The sequence below is a fragment of the Rhodococcus sp. T9N genome (assembly GCF_024436645.1).
GTDB lineage: Bacteria > Actinomycetota > Actinomycetes > Mycobacteriales > Mycobacteriaceae > Rhodococcus_F > Rhodococcus_F qingshengii.
On the sequence record NZ_JAMSKS010000001.1, the window covers coordinates 26,637 to 41,490 of the forward strand.

Annotated in this window: 18 protein-coding genes; 9 read left to right on the forward strand and 9 right to left on the reverse strand. The window is 61.3% G+C overall.

The window, feature by feature from the left end; translation table 11 throughout:
- The first annotated feature begins 37 nt into the window (after positions 1 to 37).
- Positions 38 to 184 (forward strand): hypothetical protein, encoded by a 147-nt coding sequence (locus M1L53_RS00160; RefSeq protein ID WP_020723613.1) that lies wholly within the window; start codon positions 38 to 40, stop codon positions 182 to 184.
- A gap of 5 nt (positions 185 to 189) precedes the next feature.
- Here M1L53_RS00160 and M1L53_RS00165 read toward each other — a convergent pair whose 3' ends face one another.
- Positions 190 to 846, reverse strand: coding sequence for an alpha-ketoglutarate-dependent dioxygenase AlkB (locus tag M1L53_RS00165; RefSeq protein ID WP_054188491.1), 657 nt, complete (start codon positions 844 to 846; stop codon positions 190 to 192).
- A 94-nt stretch (positions 847 to 940) separates the two neighbouring features.
- Here M1L53_RS00165 and M1L53_RS00170 point away from each other — a divergent pair, with 94 nt between their 5' ends.
- The 3 genes from M1L53_RS00170 to M1L53_RS00180 are packed head-to-tail and all read left to right on the forward strand — an operon-like array spanning position 941 to position 2,239.
- Positions 941 to 1,285, forward strand: a complete 345-nt coding sequence (locus M1L53_RS00170) for a helix-turn-helix transcriptional regulator (protein ID WP_003939956.1) — start codon at positions 941 to 943, stop codon at positions 1,283 to 1,285.
- A gap of 2 nt (positions 1,286 to 1,287) precedes the next feature.
- A complete protein-coding gene (locus M1L53_RS00175; RefSeq protein WP_054188459.1) occupies positions 1,288 to 1,770 on the forward strand; it encodes an SRPBCC family protein in 483 nt (160 codons plus the stop codon).
- A 40-nt stretch (positions 1,771 to 1,810) separates the two neighbouring features.
- A complete protein-coding gene (locus M1L53_RS00180) occupies positions 1,811 to 2,239 on the forward strand; it encodes a VOC family protein (protein ID WP_007729747.1) in 429 nt (142 codons plus the stop codon).
- On the opposite strand, the gene M1L53_RS00185 is transcribed toward M1L53_RS00180, so the two are convergent.
- Genes M1L53_RS00185 through M1L53_RS00205 form a run of 5 tightly spaced genes read right to left on the reverse strand, consistent with a single transcriptional unit; the run spans position 2,202 to position 6,084 of the window.
- Positions 2,202 to 2,495, reverse strand: a complete 294-nt coding sequence (locus tag M1L53_RS00185) for an Ada metal-binding domain-containing protein (RefSeq protein WP_083471237.1) — start codon at positions 2,493 to 2,495, stop codon at positions 2,202 to 2,204. The genes M1L53_RS00180 and M1L53_RS00185 overlap by 38 nt on opposite strands.
- Positions 2,485 to 3,204 (reverse strand): 2OG-Fe(II) oxygenase, encoded by a 720-nt coding sequence (locus M1L53_RS00190; protein WP_054188460.1) that lies wholly within the window; start codon positions 3,202 to 3,204, stop codon positions 2,485 to 2,487. The genes M1L53_RS00185 and M1L53_RS00190 overlap by 11 nt, the downstream gene beginning before the upstream one ends.
- Positions 3,205 to 3,225: 21 nt before the next feature.
- On the reverse strand, positions 3,226 to 4,245 hold the full coding sequence (locus M1L53_RS00195) for an ABC transporter substrate-binding protein (protein ID WP_054188461.1): 1,020 nt from the start codon (positions 4,243 to 4,245) through the stop codon (positions 3,226 to 3,228).
- Positions 4,242 to 5,618, reverse strand: a complete 1,377-nt coding sequence (locus M1L53_RS00200; protein WP_054188462.1) for an MFS transporter — start codon at positions 5,616 to 5,618, stop codon at positions 4,242 to 4,244. The genes M1L53_RS00195 and M1L53_RS00200 overlap by 4 nt, the downstream gene beginning before the upstream one ends.
- Before the next feature lie 46 nt (positions 5,619 to 5,664).
- The gene (locus M1L53_RS00205) at positions 5,665 to 6,084 is read right to left on the reverse strand and encodes a MerR family transcriptional regulator (protein ID WP_003940592.1); all 420 of its coding nucleotides are present in this window, start codon (positions 6,082 to 6,084) and stop codon (positions 5,665 to 5,667) included.
- 132 nt (positions 6,085 to 6,216) lie between these two features.
- On the opposite strand from M1L53_RS00205, the gene M1L53_RS00210 reads away from it, so the two are divergent.
- The 3 genes from M1L53_RS00210 (at position 6,217) to M1L53_RS00220 (ending at position 10,626) form a co-directional block, all read left to right on the forward strand.
- On the forward strand, positions 6,217 to 7,626 hold the full coding sequence (locus tag M1L53_RS00210; RefSeq protein ID WP_003940433.1) for an AarF/ABC1/UbiB kinase family protein: 1,410 nt from the start codon (positions 6,217 to 6,219) through the stop codon (positions 7,624 to 7,626).
- Positions 7,627 to 7,703: 77 nt separating this feature from the next.
- Positions 7,704 to 9,431, forward strand: a complete 1,728-nt coding sequence (locus tag M1L53_RS00215; protein ID WP_232319094.1) for a CdaR family transcriptional regulator — start codon at positions 7,704 to 7,706, stop codon at positions 9,429 to 9,431.
- Between the two features lie 79 nt (positions 9,432 to 9,510).
- Positions 9,511 to 10,626: an NDMA-dependent alcohol dehydrogenase gene (locus M1L53_RS00220; protein ID WP_054188464.1), complete on the forward strand. Its 1,116-nt coding sequence runs from the start codon at positions 9,511 to 9,513 to the stop codon at positions 10,624 to 10,626.
- Between the two features lie 58 nt (positions 10,627 to 10,684).
- Here the strand turns inward: M1L53_RS00220 and M1L53_RS00225 are convergent, their stop codons facing one another.
- A complete protein-coding gene (locus M1L53_RS00225) occupies positions 10,685 to 11,635 on the reverse strand; it encodes an alpha/beta hydrolase family protein (RefSeq protein ID WP_003940156.1) in 951 nt (316 codons plus the stop codon).
- A 246-nt stretch (positions 11,636 to 11,881) separates the two neighbouring features.
- The gene (locus M1L53_RS00230; protein WP_054188465.1) at positions 11,882 to 12,472 is read right to left on the reverse strand and encodes a heme-binding protein; all 591 of its coding nucleotides are present in this window, start codon (positions 12,470 to 12,472) and stop codon (positions 11,882 to 11,884) included.
- A gap of 184 nt (positions 12,473 to 12,656) precedes the next feature.
- On the opposite strand from M1L53_RS00230, the gene M1L53_RS00235 reads away from it, so the two are divergent.
- Together M1L53_RS00235 and M1L53_RS00240 are read left to right on the forward strand one after the other, a co-directional pair.
- Positions 12,657 to 13,826, forward strand: a complete 1,170-nt coding sequence (locus M1L53_RS00235) for a sensor histidine kinase (RefSeq protein ID WP_054188466.1) — start codon at positions 12,657 to 12,659, stop codon at positions 13,824 to 13,826.
- Positions 13,823 to 14,452 carry a response regulator transcription factor gene (locus tag M1L53_RS00240; protein ID WP_054188467.1) on the forward strand — a complete coding sequence of 210 codons (630 nt, stop codon included), beginning with the start codon at positions 13,823 to 13,825 and terminating at the stop codon, positions 14,450 to 14,452. Before M1L53_RS00235 ends, M1L53_RS00240 begins: the two co-directional genes overlap by 4 nt.
- Before the next feature lie 21 nt (positions 14,453 to 14,473).
- Here M1L53_RS00240 and M1L53_RS00245 read toward each other — a convergent pair whose 3' ends face one another.
- A complete protein-coding gene (locus M1L53_RS00245; protein ID WP_054188492.1) occupies positions 14,474 to 14,839 on the reverse strand; it encodes a hypothetical protein in 366 nt (121 codons plus the stop codon).
- Positions 14,840 to 14,854 lie beyond the last annotated feature (15 nt).

The following is a 14,854-nucleotide window of genomic DNA, read 5'->3' on the forward strand; positions in this document are numbered from 1 at the left end:
GACTGGTGGATCGGAGCCGGAAGTCGATAATGAGGGCATGAACGAGACACAACCCCACAACCTCGAACGAGAGCGCTGGCGCACGCTGCCAACTCCACCGTCGACCGAGTTGATCGAGATGGTCGGGGACGGACCTTCGAGCGCAGACTTCGACCCTGCTGCACCAGTGGCACAGCAGGGGTGAGACAGTCACGACATTCCGGTATCCCGCAGGGTGATGTTCAGCCGCCCGGACGGCAGACCTATGTCGGGACTTGCACTTCCCGCAATAACTTTCGGCACTCCGTGATATGCGAACCGAGACTCTCCACCGAAGACGAAGAGATCACCCGAATGGAGTTCGACGTCGGTGTACGGCTTGTTCCGGTTCTCGGAATTCCCGAATCGAAAGACACAACTCTGCCCGACGCTCAGTGAGACGACGGGAGCGTCGCAGCGCTCGTCCTTGTCCTGGTGCATGCCCATCCGAGCGCCCTCGTCGTAGAAATTGATCAGCGCGGTGTCCGGCGTGTACCGCTCCCCCGCAGTCGGATCATCATAGGCAGCGGCAACTGCGGCCCGGCCGAGGTCGACGAGCCAGTCAGGCACCGCTACGACAGGCGCACCGTTCACGTCGTCGGCGGTGCGCGTGTACTTGTACGGCTGCCAATGCCAACCGAGACAGACTGTTTGCACCGACATCTTGTGCCCACCAGGGACAACAGCGGAGCGCATCGGTACGGGTGCGGTCGCCCACCGTCGGCACTCGGCCACCAAGAAGCGTTGCTGTTCGACGCTGAGCCAATCCGGAACGAGGATCGCCCCCGGCGCCACTTCCAATCGTGGCCGAGGAATCAGAGCGTTCATGGTTTCCACGCTAATCGGTTTCGAAGCATTGACACCCTCGGCATGGGCTCGTACCGTAATCAACAGGTTGGTTGATAAAGGAGATGGTTGACAAGTGATCGTGGATCCAGGGGCAGACGAGCGTCTCGACAAAGCGTTCATGGCGCTTGCCGACCCGGTACGACGGCGGATCATCGCCCGCCTGAGCACCGGCCCCCAAACGGTCAACGAGTTGGCCGAGCCGTTCGAGATCACGAAACAGGCCATCTCCAAACATATTCAGGTACTCGAAGCCGCGGGTTTGGTCACTCGCAGCCGCGAAGCCCAGAGGCGGCCGGTACATCTCAACGCCGCAACTCTCGAGGCTTTGACCGCCTGGATCGACCGCTATCGACTGATCCACGAACAACAGTTCCGCAAGCTCGATCACCTACTCAGCACCACACAGAAGGAGACTTAGCCATGGCTACCACCAATCCCGTCACCATCACGGCTCCTGAGGGCGTGCCGTACATCGACATCACCCGCGAATTCGACGCACCCGTCAGTGCCGTCTTCGCAGCTCATTCGAATCCCGATCTGGTCAAGCAGTGGCTCGGCCCCAACGGATACGAGATGGAGATCGACGAATACGAGTTCGTGAGCGGCGGTCGATACAAGTACGTCCATCGCAACCCCGAGGGCGAAGAGTTCCGGTTCAACGGTGCATTTCACGTCGTTCGCGAGAACGACTTTGCCATCCAGACCTTCGAATACGAGGGATTTCCCGACGTCGTCAGCATCGAATCGATCACGTTCGAGGATCTGGGCAACGGACGCACCCGCCTCTCCGGCCATTCCGTATATCCGAGCCTCGAAGCGCGAGACGGAATGATCGAGAGCAATATGGAGCTCGGCGTCACCGAAGGTTACGAACGCCTGGACAAGATCGTCGCGCAACTCTGACCACCTGTTTGCCCGAACCTCCTCAGCGAAAGGCAGTTTCATGGACTGGACCCTCGAAGTAGTCATCGTTCCCGTCAGTGACCTCGACCGCTCCATCGAGTTCTACCGTGACAAGGTCGGTTTCGATCTCGACCACCACACCGTCAACGAACACATGACGGTCGCCCAGCTCACTCCGCGTGGTTCGGGCTGCTCGATCGTCATCGGGAACCTGCCGTCGCAGACCGAGATGACCCCTGGTTCGTTGAAGGGATTGCAGTTGGTCGTGGCCGACGCTGCAGCGGCTCGCCAAGAGCTCATCGGCCGCGGCGTCGATGCCAGTGAGGTCACCGTCTTCGACGAGCGTGACGGGGGCACCTTCTTCGGATTCGCCGACCCGGACGGCAATACCTGGGCTGTCCAGCAGCTGAAGGTCCGCGGCGACAAGCCGCTCATTCCGAAGGAGTACCGCGACCGCTTCGGCGCGTAGCAACTGCCTTCCAGGCTGCGTAACCTTCGGGCATGCAGACGGCACAGGGGCGATAGCCGGCCGCAATCGCGGTCGGCTCGTCCGCGAAGAACACCCGACTGGCGACATACCCGCCACGCGCGATTGCCTGCGCGGCCCCTCGACAGTCGAGTCGCCCGTAGATCTTCGTTTCCCGGTGCCCGCCAAGCACACCGGGCGTCGAACTCTCGTAGGGTTTGTTGCGAGCGTCGCGGAGAATGTACGTCTTACTCGGCATCGTGAAGCACCAATCCCAATGTTCTACGCGTACCCGAGTGCACCACGCTGACACCATGTCGCACAGGGGCTCTCGACCACCCACGAGAACTCTGCACCGGTCGATCCCGCGTGGTGAAGATCAAAGCGTGACCTTGCCCGAGAACTGTCACCGTCCCTTTCGACTGGGCGCGCGGCCGCTGTTCCACGAGCAAGAACTCGCCGCCGACGTGGTCGATGCGAGGTCTGTCGAGCCCGATCACGACTTGCAAGGGAAACACCAACTCTCCGTACAAGTCCCGATGCAATGCATTCCAGTCACCAGGTCCGTAGGACAGAAGGATCGGGGTAGGGCGATTCTGACCGGCGTCGTGACACTGATCGATCCATTCTTCGAAAGAATCCGGCCACGGTGCACCCTCGCCCAGCTTGAACGCCCACTCCCGCGCCACGGGCAGGAGGTGTCGGTAGAAGGCGGATCGCATAGCCGTGATCGGCTCCGGTACGGGATCACCGAAGTATCGGTACTCCCCTTGGCCGAAACGGTATCGAGCCATGTCGACGGTGCTCCGGAACCGGTCGACCTCCGAGTACCAGGAAGCAATTTCGCGACATTCCGACTCGTCGAGTATCGGCGCCGTCTGGGCACACCCACTGGAGTCGATTCCCTCGATCAGCGCAGGCCAATCGAGGGATTCAACACGAGCAGACAGAGCGGTGAAGAGGTCCATACGTCGTAGACGACGCGGCGGTCAGGAATGTGAGAATGCCAGCAGCTGGTCAGCCAGATCGTTGTACGTACGGGCGATCCCGGCATAACTGAGCACGGGTTCCGGATTCCAGGTCCCGATCTTCCCCGCCTTCACCGCGGGCAAGTTGGACCACGCAGGATTGGTTCCGAGCGTATCCAGTTGCAAACTGGACGGGCGATCGTCGAGGAAGATCATGTCGGCCGGATAGTGGTCCGCCATCTCCCAAGCCAGTTTCTCGACGTAGACCGACGATCCCGCGGCCGGATCGACGACGGCAAGGCCCAATCCCGCCAGATCTGCAAGGATCGGGAAGCCCGAACGACTGACACGAATCGTGTCCGGATCTGCGGACGCGAACAAAACCTGTGAATTATTCAGCGAAGAAGCAACTTCGGAGATCCGTGCACGCGCAGCGTCGTAGTCTTTTCGCTGAGCCTCCATATCCTGGTCCGCCCCGAGTTCCACGGCCAGTTCCACGATCTCTTGCACGGCTCGGTCGATGGTTCCTGCTGCCGTTTCCACGAACAGTACTGTCGACAAGCCTTTCACCGCATCCAAGTTCGCCTCGTCGAGTAGTGCCGAACCACGCAGCTGAGGGACTATGACGACGTCCGGCTCCAGCGCAGCGATCTTCTCGAGTTCCACTTGTCCCCAGAGCTGCCCGACCATCTCGGTCTTCGAGAAATCCAAATTGCCGGAGATGCTGGTGTCCGTTGATCCCGGCGATCGTGTAAGTGCCCCGAAAACTCCGACAGGCACCAGTCCGTAATCCCACAGAGCACCCGCGATACCGGTGTAGGTGACAAATCTCCTTGGTGGTGAATCCAATTCGATCAGATTGCCGCGATCATCGGTGAAGGACCAGCCTGCATCGCCTTCGCCCCCGGCGTCTGCGTCCGAACGCGAGCAACCGGCCGCTGCCAGCGCAGCAGCCAATCCTGCTGCAGCGCCGAGGAACCTGCGGCGATTCCAGTCCATCTCGATACGCCGGTGCGGTCGTGGAGTGAACAGCGTGGTCATGTGTGTGCCCTTTCGGCGATTGGTTGAACTGTTGCAGGAGTTGACGAACGAGAAAAGAGAAGGATCGACACCAAACCCGTGAGCATTCCGACGCCGGCACAGAAGACCAACGGCCACAGCAAGGCGAACTCGTCCGGACCGACGAAGAGCGAGCCGCACAACGCGATTCCGACGGCAAGCCCGAATTGACGCGACGAGTTGGCTGTTGCCGAAGCCGTCCCGGCGCGCTCTGCCGGGGCGTCCGACATCGCGGCACCCGGCAGCACCGGCGACACCATCGCCGAACCGACACCGGTCAGAATCAGCCCGGCGATCAGTGCGGGCCAGACCGGCTCGGTGAGAACGTACAGCATGGCCACGCAACCGATTCCGCAAAGGATCGTCCCGAATCCGATCGACAGTCGAAGGTCGACTCGCTGAAGCCGTGATCCACACAAGGCCGATACGAAGACAAAAGCGAGCGGTTGAATCGAGAGCACGAGTGCGGCCGCCGATGCCGACAGTTCCAGCCCGTTCTGCAGCCACAGTGAAAGGACTACGAGCGGGCCGTAGGCCGCGAGGTAGTACCCGAAAGCAGCGACGAGGACGCCGTCGAATTTCAGGGATCGGAACAATGCCGGATCGAGCATCGGACTGCTGCCTCGACGCTGCCAGAACACAAACGCCGTCAGCGCACCGATTGCGATCAGGAAGGCAAGAGCTGTCGACGACGAAGCCCACCCGATGTCGCCGCCCCACGTCACGCCGAGAACCGCGGCAACGGCAGCGAGGGTGAACAAAACGATTCCGGCCCAGTCGATGTTGTCGTCGCCGCGCTCACTGTCGGCGAAACAGAACACACCCATTGCGAGCGCCACTGCGGCCATGGGGATTCCGAAATAGAAGACCGCACGCCAGTCGAAGAACTGCGTCAGCAGCCCTCCTGCAACATTGCCGATTCCCGCCGCCAATCCAGCGACGGCACCCCACGCGGCAAAAGCCACGTGCCGATCGCGGCCCGAATATGCGTCGCCGAGCAGAGGCAAGAGTGTCGCGAACATCGCCGCACCGGCAATTCCTTGCGCGCCGCGAGCAACGACCAGAACCGTGACGTCCGGAGCAATCGCGCACACGGCCGTTGCAACCAGGAACACGACCAGTCCGCAGATGTAGAGGCGTTTGCGTCCCCACGCATCGCCGAGTGCGCCCATGCCCACAAGAAGCGCGGCAAGAGCCAGCGTGTAGGCGTCGACGACCCATGACATCGCGCCCGTACTGCCGTCCAAGCCCACTGCGATGGCCGGCACCGCGATCGTTGTGATCGTGGCGTACGTCAGTAACAGGAAAGTTCCGATGCATGCGGCGATGAGCGGCAGCCATCGTCGTGCCGACATGGTCAACCTCCGGGTAGGACGGTAAGTGCGCCCTAACTATGAAGGTTCAAGTCAACTTGAAGTCAAGCGCCGCTTCGACACGAATGTCGAGCTGCTCGAGCAACCACGGGCACTGCATCGGACGCTCTTGCCGACACGTCAGGTGATGCTCGAGTATCAGTTTCGCTCGGTTGGCTGCGGAGATCTGTGCCTCGAGCGTCGACACTTGATCTGCGAGAACTGTGAAGAACTGCTCGGACGTGGTGTCGGTTTCGATGAAGGACCGCACCTGCTCCAAGGACATTCCCGTCTCGGTGTACATCCGGATCAATGCCAGCCGTCGCAGCTCACGCTGCCCGTACCAGCGTTTGCCGCCAGTTCGCGACCGCGCGGACAGCAGTCCTTCGTCCTCGTAATACCGCAAGGTCGACGCCGCGATTCCGAACGATTTTGCAACCTCGCCGATCGGGATCAAGTGCTCACGCATTCACCGATCGTAGGCTGAACGCGTAGGCGGTTCCGGCAGTTATGTGTGACTTGGCATACTGACTAACGGAAGGGGTCGCGTAAGTGATCTCACGGCAAAATGCTGGATGCGCTCGTTGAACGAGGGAGAGCTGTGCTGGATCCAACGCGACCTGTCGGGCCGTACTCGTCAGGAGTGCCCGCCACTGCCCTCGAAGTCCGCATGCCGGACCTCGAACGCTTCGGCCTCGCCCAGTTGTGGCGTTCCGCGATCATCGCCGTCGTGTTGTCCACATCGATCATGCTGGCACTGATCGTGTGGCCTTTCCGCAAGCGTGGACGCACCTGGGCGGACGCTGCTTCCGACGGGATGGTCGACGGCTTCATCGCGCTGGGGCCCACCTTCGTCAAGCTCGGCCAACTGGTCGCGTCGTCGTCCGGCCTGTTCCCGGCCCCCGTCGCCAATGCATGCCTACGCTGCCTCGACGATGTTCCGTCATTTCCTGCCGAGCAGGCCAGAAGCGTCGTGCAGAAGGACCTCGGTTACTCCGTGGACGACCTGTTCGCGAAATTCGACGACGTACCTCTCGCGGCCGCATCGGTAGCGCAGGTACACGCGTGCGTTCTGCACGACGGCCGAGAGGCGGTCATCAAGATCCAGCGTCCGGACATCTATGCGCGGATGCTGATCGACCTGCGGGCGGCGTACTGGGGCGCGAACATCCTCGAGAAATTTGTCGAGTTCCTTCGAATTGCCAATGCCACCGCCATCATTCGCGATCTGCACAACGCCACGATGACGGAATTGAACAGCGCGGTCGAGGCCGACCGGCAAACCACTTTCCGGAACAACATCAGTGCGTTCGGCGACAACAAAGGAGTCACGACACCAGAGGTGTACTGGGACTACTGTGGTCCCCGCGTCATCTGTATGGAACGCATGCGCGGCGTTCCACTGGATCGGTTCGTCGCCGGTCCGGACGGCATCGACGAAGCCCGCATGCTGATCCGGCGCGGAGTGAAGGTCTGGCTCGAATCAGTCATCGTTCACGGTCCGTTCCACGGAGATGTCCACGCGGGAAATTTGTGGGTCCTCGACGACGGCCGGATAGCGATGCTCGACTTCGGCATCGTCGGCGTCCTTCCCGAGACCTGGAGATCCATCCTTTCCGACATGTTCCGAGCCACCCTCATCGACGGTGATTTCGCCCGTGTCGCCCGCGGAATTCGATCCTTGGGATATGCAACCGACTACGAGGTCGACGACGATCAGCTCGGTATGCAGGTCGCAACGGCCCTGGCCCCGATTCTCGGCCGTGACCTGGGTGAACTCAAGCTCAGTGAATTGATCATGGCACTGATTCAGTTGGGCAAGCAGTGGGGCGTTGCGAGTCCCGAGGAATTGGTTCTTTTCGGTAAACAACTCGGATACTTCGAACGATATGCGACGGCTTTGGCACCTGGTTGGGTGATCGGACAAGACCTTTATCTGTTCAAGAACGTTTTTCCAGAGGCAGTCGCCGAAAAGGTGCAGGAACTCGGCATCACCATGCCCGACGAATAAATTTGTCCCCTATTTCCTTATTCTGCATTTCGTCTGTCGGGGTTAGCCTGTAGTGACCCACTGGCCGAGGAGCAAATGTGCAGCCACTTTCTGTAGCCCTCCCGCAAGCGTCGACAGGTCCGAGGAATAACGGGCCGAGTGTCGGCACCACCCTCGGCGCCCTCATGCATTCCACGGACAAGTCCGTGATCGAACTTCTGGAAAGCCCGGACGGACTCGATGTCGAAATCCGTTCGATCGCCCTCGTCGAGTCCTCCGATATCGACGGCACCGACAGCCGTGGTGCGATCTCCGACATTTACCTTCCCGTGGGAGTTCCCGAATCGACGTTGACGCAGTGGCTGCGAAAGTTCGAAGGCAGGCCGGCGAGGCGTCGTCCGAAGCTCTTGCTCGTCAAGAATGCGCGCGCGGCGACAACGCTTCTCACCGCCGCACGCAACATCGGAATCGCAGTGGCCGCGGTACATCCGCAGGCTAGTTCCGGACACGTCTATTCACTCGTACAACGACTTCTGACACAGAGCATGTACCGTTCGCGGGCCGTCTCAGGAGCTGTGGCCGGTGGCGATTCGGATCTGTTCGCGCTCTCGGAGACGATCGCCGAATTGACCGGCGGACTCGTGACGATCGACGACACGGCACTCCATGTCATCGCATATTCAGCTGCTCACGAAGGTGAAGACGAACTCCGTCAGCTCTCCATACTGGGCCGGGAGTGGCCGATCGAATACACCGAATGGATAGAGCGCAGAGGCGTGTTCGAGCATCTCAGGCGATCGGACGAGGTCATCAGTCTGCCCTCCGAGCCGAGCATCGGAGCCGCGCACAGGTTGGCTGTGAGCATCACCCGCCCGGACCTGTCAGCGCCGACGGGTTCTGTTGCACACCAACACAATCTCGGCAGCATCTGGGTGCAGCGCGCCTCTGAACCTCTTTCCGACGACGCCCAAGCGGTATTGCGGGGTGCAGCGGCAGTCGCCGCACGCATTCTCATGCGAACCTTGGACGCCTCCAGCCGCGAGAATGCCCAATTGCAAAGGCTGTTCGGCGTTCGCTCCGGCGGAGTCGACATGCACTCGCTGGCCGGCTCCTTCGGCATCAACACCGACGGACCGTCTGCGGTCATCGGATTTGCGACATCACTCGCGCCCGGATCGAATCTCGATCGAATCACCAACGCCTTGCGCCTGCGCGCCAGCGCATTCCGCAGCGACGCGGTCACAACGATCATCGACAACCGGATCTACGTGCTGTTTCCTCAGGCCGAACACGAGGTCGCGATCAGCGACTGGGCTTGCGACACCGTGGGAGTAGTCGAGGCCCGTGCGGGCATCAGCGTGCGCGCCGCCGTCGCGGTCCCGATCGCGCGATTGCACGGCGTACCCGAGGCGCGTCGAGAAGTGGACCGCGTGCTCGATACCACCGATGATCACGAAACCTCGAAGGTCACCACACTCGCGGCGTCACGCACCGCGGTGTTGCTGGGCGAGATACTCGACCTCGTTGCTGATCACGAGCGATTGCGGGACCCTCGTATCGACAGACTCGTCTCCTACGACGACAAGAACACCTCTGACATGCAGTTCACGCTCACGGCCTACCTGACAGCTTTCGGGGATGTGAAGAAGGCCGCCTCGTCTCTGAAAGTACATCCGAACACGCTGCGCTACCGCATTCGGCGCGCTGAACAGATCATGGGCATTTCGTTGGACGAGCCGGATACGCGACTGCTCACCGAACTGCAACTCGCCATCTTGGGACGCACCCCGGACGAGTCTGAAAGATACGAAACGTCCGATCAGTGAGATAGGCCTCGAGCCCGTCCTGAACTCTCGAGTAGACAACTGAGGAAGCCGAAGAACAACTCTTACCTCAGGAGATACCTTGCGCACTCGTGGAGCCGTCATTCGCCAAGCACCAGGCACATACGAGGTGGTCGATCTCGAACTCGATTCACCCCGCAGCGGCGAACTCACTGTCAAAATGGTCGCCTCAGGCCTGTGCCACTCGGACGATCACATCGCAAGCGGCGACCACGGAGTCGGCCGCTACCCCATCTGCGGCGGACACGAAGGCGCCGGAATCGTCGTCGAGGTCGGGCCGAACACGGAAGGATGGTCCGAGGGCGATCATGTCGTGTTCTCGTTCCTCGCCGCCTGCGGCCGTTGCCGTTGGTGTGCAAGCGGAATCCAGAACCTCTGCGACAACGGCGCCGCCATCATGACTGGCAGCAGACCCGGCGAAACCTCGAGTTACAGAATGTCTCTCGACGGTCAGCCCGTCGCACAAACCTGCGGCCTGTCCACCTTCAGTGAATACACCACGGTCAGCACTCTCTCGGCTGTGAAAGTCGACAAGCACCTGCCACTCGACGCTTTGTGTCTGCTCGGCTGCGGCGTCGGAACCGGTTGGGGCGCCGCGGTCAACTCCGCTCAGGTGTATCCCGGGCAGACTGTCATCGTCATGGGCGTCGGCGGAATCGGAATCAACGCGGTGCAGGGCGCCTCGCATGCCGGCGCCGCCCACGTGATCGCGGTGGATCCGGTTGCGTTCAAGCGCGACAGTGCATTGAAGTTGGGCGCCACCCACGCCGTGGCCACCATGGAGGAAGCCACCGACATAGCGCGCTCGTTCACCAACGGCCAGGGCGCGGATTCGGCCATCGTCACCGTCGGCGTGACCACCGGAGAACATGTCGCGCAGGCATTCTCGTCGATCCGCAAGGCAGGAACCTGCGTGGTCACCGGCCTCGGGAAGATGACGGACGTCGGAATTCCCGTGAGCCTGATGGAACTCACGCTGTACCAGAAGAGAATTCAGGGATCCCTGTTCGGTGCATCCAATCCCACCGCCGACATTCCCTGGATGATCGATCTCTACACCAGCGGCAAGCTCGAACTCGAAGGACTGATCACCAACCGGTACACCCTCGACCAGATCAACGACGGTTTCGCCGACATGCATGCCGGTCGCAACCTCCGTGGAATCATCGCCTTCTGAGCGAGTTCTCTCCGGACTTTCGATCGAGAGCAAGTCCGGAGAGATCCTCACTACAGCTTCACCAGGCGTTCATGGTGTCGAGGATTTGTCCTCTGGCCATCCACAATTCAGCAGACCAATACGGCCACGAGTGAATTCCGGCGGGCGGAAAGCTGTACGTCGCTGGGATTCCCAAGGATTTCAGGCGAATTTCGAATGCACGCGCGTGCACCCACGAGAGCGCCTCGAGCCCCATACCCGTCGCCGTGTGGAAGTAATCGATCGGCGCAGAGGGATGATCGTACGGTCCCGGGATGCCGTTGGACGACGAAATGTACATCGACAGTCCGCGAAGCGATTCCGCGTTGACGAACGGGTCGTTGCGAAGCCATCCGGATGACCACGGCGGGCCCCACATCGAATCGACGTTGTACCGGCCGGCGTCGAACATGGCTACGCGGATCGCTTCACGCATACCCGGACCCGAGATATTGATGTAGCCGGACAGCGAGCCGGCGAACTTGAACTGATCCCGATGATGCCCCGCCAGGTTCAACGCGGCACTGCCGCCCATCGACAACCCGATGATCGCATTGTTGGTTGGTGAAACGCCATACCCTGCAAGGAAGTCCGGAAGCTCGCGGGTGAGGAACGTTTCCCACCTGTACGTTATCGGCTGAGCGTTGAAATTGGACGGCGCGTACCAATCCGTGTAGAAACTCGACTCACCGCCGACCGGCATCACCAACGTGATGTTGTCATTGCGGTACTGATCGAGTGCGTTCGTTTCGAAACTCCAAGCATTTCTGTCGTTTTGCGCGCGAAGACCGTCGAGCAGGTACAACGCGGCGTTGCCACCGCGCGCGGCCCACTGCACCTGAACCTTGATGTTTCCCATCGAAGACGGGACCCACAACTCGTCGTACCCACCCCATGGCGCCGAGCGCGCCGGAGTAGCACTCGCAGCGGTCGGACCGAACATACCGCCGAGCAGGAATATCGACAACAACGCCGCTACGAGCACCCGCACCCGCCGTGTATTGCGTTCGGGCAACGTGAATCTGATTCTCTGCAAGGTTGTGTCTTTCCCCGAAACTGCGCATCAAGAAACTCGCTTCGGTAAGTGCATCGTCGGTTCCACTGTCGACGTGTTTGTCCCTTTCCGGGGGCTCCGGTGTTACAAAGTCGAGGTCATCGCAACAATCGGACAACTGTCGTGCCGAGCGAATCCAGGTGGCGAAAAGCACAATTCACGAAGCACGCTGAATGCGCTCACTCAGCCGAGTGACGAAGCGATCGCATCACGACCTGCGGCAGCACACGTTTGGTCCTGCATTCCGTCTGGAGCGCCACCGACACCGATACCGGCGATCGACCCGGCTCCAGCCTTCAATGTGACTCCACCTGCAAGGAAGAGAGTGCCGGGAAGGTCGGCGATGGTTGATCCTTCGCCTTTGGTACGCTGCGAGAGGTCACTGGTGTCGGCTCCGAAAGCTGCAGAGGTGTATGCCTTCTCGCGTGAGGCTTCCACCGTGTGCTGGGCTGCGTTGTCGCCGCGCACCATGGCGATGACATTTCCCGCACGGTCTACGACGGAGACGGTGACGAAGCCGAGACCGTCGGCGCGGCATTTCGCCAGGGCCGCACCAGCAGCCTTCACTGCTGCGTCGGCACTGAGTCGATTCTGAGTGACAATCGCCGAATCGCCGGTCGCAGCAGGCTGCTGCGTAGCAGAAATCGACGTCGTGCTCGATGCGTTCGCCACCGGTGTTTCGGTGGTCGAGCACGCGGCGCTGGCAAGGATTGCGACAACCGGAACGGCGACAGCGAGCGTACGGGGAAGTCGTGTGTAAATGCGGTGGTTCATATCGGGCACACTTTCAGTCGAATGATTCGAAACCGTCCACTACAGCGTCGCGTCCGGGTGCGGGTGCGCACATCGGGCGCTCGGGTGACGAACCGTGCCCCCTACAGCTACCCGGATATCATCCGAATGGTTGATACGACGGCCTGGCGCCCTCCGTAACATTCGAGGGATGAGTAACGGAGCCATGAACGCCGACGCCGAACACGGCCTACGCGGCCCGTTGGCGTATGCGATCCACGCGTCGTTCTTCGTACTGCTGTCTACATCGGGAGTTCGGTACGTCACAGTCCACGGGACCAGCGGTCGGTTCGGGGTGGTACTCGTCCTGGCCGTGGTCCTCGCCCTGCTCTACGCCGTCATGGCCACGGTGTCCTCGCGAGATGTGGTTCGCCAACGGCTGTGGATGTGGCCGGTACTGAGCGCATGGGCAGCGCTGGTCTGGCTTGCCCCGAGTTTCGCGTGGTGTGCGTTTCCCGTTCTCTTCCTCTGCATTCGTCTGTATCCGAGCAAGATCGCCTACCCCCTCGTCGGGATCCTGGGCGTCCTCGCCGGTATCGCGTTCTACCGGGTCACCGGTCGTGCCGAATTGGTGACACTTCTCGGGCCGCTGTGCACCGCGGCACTGGTCGCGGCCGCGTACGGGCAGATGGAACGAGATGCCCGAGAACGCCTTCGGCTTCTGCGTCAGGTAGCAGAAGCGCAATCTGCATTGGCAGATACCGAACGCGCTGCCGGCGTTGCCGCTGAGCGAGAGCGCCTCGCGCGCGAAATCCACGACACCGTTACCCAGGGACTGGCGAGCGCCCTTCTACGGCTCGAGGCAGCCGAACAAACGTGGAATACAACGGGTTCGCCGTCTCGAGCCGATGTCGATGCCGCAGCAGAGAACATCCGAACCAGCTTGATGCAGAGTCGCGACCTCGTCCACGATCTGGCGCCGACCAAGGGCGGTACGGGCGACTTCGACGCCTTGGTCGTGGCCGCCGCCCGCCAGTTCGTCCCGGCCGTTCGGATCCGCACCGTCGGTGAAGCCGTCATCTTGCCCTCGGACGTAGCTCATGCCGTCGTGCGAGTGGTCTCGAGCGCGTCCTCCAACATCGCCCGCCACGCTCGCGCCAAAACGGTGGGCGTGACGATCACGTATCTCGACCACTCCGTCTCCGTAGACATCTTCGACGACGGCGTCGGCTTCGATCCGGGAAAGCTCGCCGACCATTCTCGGTACGGTGGATACGGCCTGCGTGCGATGCGAAGCCGCGTCGCACAGCTCGGCGGATCGTTCACCGTGGAAAGTGCACCGGGAGACGGCACCGTCGTCGCGGCCCAGTTCCCTCTCGAACGGAGGATCCGGTGACCACCACCATTCGCGTGTTCCTCGTCGACGATCATCTGGTCGTGCGAGCCGGGCTGAGAGCGCTGCTGAACACTCAGCCGGACGTCGAAGTAGTCGGCGAAGCATCGTCCGGCGAGGAGGCGGCCACGGCGATACCGTCGGCCTCACCGGATCTGGTGATGATGGATCTGGACATGGGCACCGGCATGCACGGTGCAGAAGCGATCAAACGCCTGCGAAGCGACGGTGTCGATGTTCCCGTACTGGTTTTCACGACGTACGACACCGACGCCGACGTCGTGCGGGCCGTGGACGCCGGTGCCATCGGTTACCTACTCAAGGACTCGACGCCCGACGAGATCTTCGGCGCGGTGCGCGGCGCGGTAGCCGGGCGCAGCGTCCTCTCCCCCGCCGTGGCCTCTCGTCTCGTCCAGCAGATGCAGCGCCCGCAGGAAGCGCTCACCGCCCGTGAGTCCGAACTGCTCAGCCTGCTCGCCGAGGGGATGACCAACCGCGAGCTGGGTAAAGCACTCTTCATCAGCGAAGCGACGGTGAAAACACACCTCGGGCACATCTACGCCAAACTCGGTGTCGATACTCGCTCTGCCGCAGTGTCCGTCGCACTACGTCGCGACGGATTACGCTGACCTCGGCGGCGGCCGAACAGCTCAGCCGCCCATCGCCTTACGCACTCCGTCGATCAGTTCGAGGAATTCAGCCTTGGGAGCAAAGTCGACATACTCCGAGTCGTCGATCGCTCCGGGAACGTGACCGGGTGCCCAGTAGAACACGTCGCCGGCATCGTAGGTTTGCCGACCTGCTTCGGAATCTGTGTAGATCCTTCCTTTCAAGACGTATCCGCAGTGCGGACATTGACAGCGCCCGCCTTCCAATTGTGCGAACGGTTCGGCGAAGTCTGCACCAGCAGGGATTTTGACGAAGTTGACGATCATGTCGCCTTCTTCTCGCATCCGCAATTCGAATTCGCCGTCCTGCAACACGATGGGAAGATCGTGAGCCGAGATGGTGTGCATCGGAGTGCCTTTCGG